The following is a 1,424-nucleotide window of genomic DNA, read 5'->3' as shown; positions in this document are numbered from 1 at the left end:
TCCAGCAGGCAGCGGCGGCAGCACCCCGGCCGGTACGGCGTGCAGCCCGGCCAGCAGCCGCGCCCCCGCCTCCCAGGGGGCGGCGTCGGGGTCCTCGGGATCCACCGGGGTCCCGGCCGGCCAGACGGTGACCAGCCGGTCCCCGGCGGCCATGACCTCACCCGTCACCGGTTCCAGCAGGATCCCGCGCAGCTCGGGACCGGCGACGGCCCGCATCCGCGCCGCCAGCGGCTCCCGGTCGGCCCCGGGGGCGTGCGCCTTGACCACCACCGACCCGGCCCGCACGATGACCACGTCCGGGCGGGTGGGCAGCACCACGGGGGGCGCGTCGCCGTACCGGGCGCCGATCCGGCCCAGTTCACCGAGCAGTTCGTCACTCGCCAGGGGAGTCTCGTCCACCCCGCAAGTCTCGCCCATCCGCCGGGCCCGCGGGGACGCGGCGGACCCGGCGGACCGGGGCGTCGCGGCGGTCCCACCCCGGGCCGGGCGCGGTACGGCGGCGGGAGCGAACCTGTCATCCTGGTTGTCTCCAGACGAGACCGTATATAGGACTGAAAAGCGGGGGATGTCGGATCATGGCGGACGTGCGCAAGCCGATCGAGTGCTGGCTGTCGGACATGGACGGGGTGCTCGTCCACGAGGGGCACCCGGTGCCGGGCGCCGACGAGTTCATCCGCCGCCTGCGTGAGACGGGGCGGCGGTTCATGGTGCTCACCAACAACTCCATCTACACCCCGCGCGACCTGGCCGTACGGCTGCGCGCGGCGGGCCTGGAGATCCCGGCGGAGTCCATCTGGACCTCGGCGCTGGCCACCGCGCAGTTCCTGGCCGACCAGCGGCCCGGCGGCTCCGCCTACGTGGTCGGCGAGGCGGGACTGACCACCGCCCTGCACGAGATCGGCTACGTCCTGACCGATCTCGACCCGGACTACGTGGTCCTGGGCGAGACCCGCACCTACAGTTTCACCCAGATAACGCGGGCGATCCGGCTGATCGAGGGCGGGGCCCGCTTCATCGCCACCAACCCCGACCCGGTCGGCCCCTCCACCGAGGGCTCCCTGCCCGCCTGCGGCGCGGTCGCGGCGATGATCACCAAGGCGACCGGCGTCGAGCCGTACTTCGTGGGCAAGCCGAACCCGATGATGATGCGCAGCGCGCTGCGGGCCATCGACGGGCACAGCGAGACGACCGCGATGATCGGCGACCGGATGGACACCGACATCGTCTCCGGCATGGAGGCCGGGCTCCACACCATCCTGGTGCTCACCGGGGTGATGGCCCGGGACCAGATCGACCGCTACCCGTTCCGCCCGTCCCAGGTGGTGGAGTCGGTCGCCGACCTCATCGACGCGGTCGAGTGAGCGCCGGCCGTCCCGCGGCCGTCCGGGGCGGCACCGCGGGCGTCCGGGGCGGCACCGCGGGCG

Annotated in this window: 1 protein-coding gene and 1 pseudogene; one reads left to right on the top strand and one right to left on the bottom strand. The window is 73.9% G+C overall.

Going from position 1 to position 1,424, the window contains the following annotated elements; genetic code table 11:
- Window positions 1–399: pseudogene (locus ACWJ6R_RS36280) on the bottom strand (aminoglycoside phosphotransferase family protein); the annotation flags it as partial.
- 218 nt (window positions 400–617) lie between these two features.
- Between ACWJ6R_RS36280 and ACWJ6R_RS36275 the strand changes: the two are divergent.
- Window positions 618–1,361, top strand: a complete 744-nt coding sequence (locus ACWJ6R_RS36275) for an HAD-IIA family hydrolase (RefSeq protein WP_449066536.1) — start codon at window positions 618–620, stop codon at window positions 1,359–1,361.
- Window positions 1,362–1,424 lie beyond the last annotated feature (63 nt).

The organism is Planomonospora algeriensis (genome assembly GCF_977012225.1).
This window is presented reverse-complemented; position numbering and strand designations above follow the sequence as displayed.

Coding starts and splice junctions, on each gene's coding strand:
- ACWJ6R_RS36275 (WP_449066536.1), top strand. CDS start 618: ATGGACGGGGTGCTCGTCCACGAGGGGCACCCGGTGCCGGGCGCCGAC.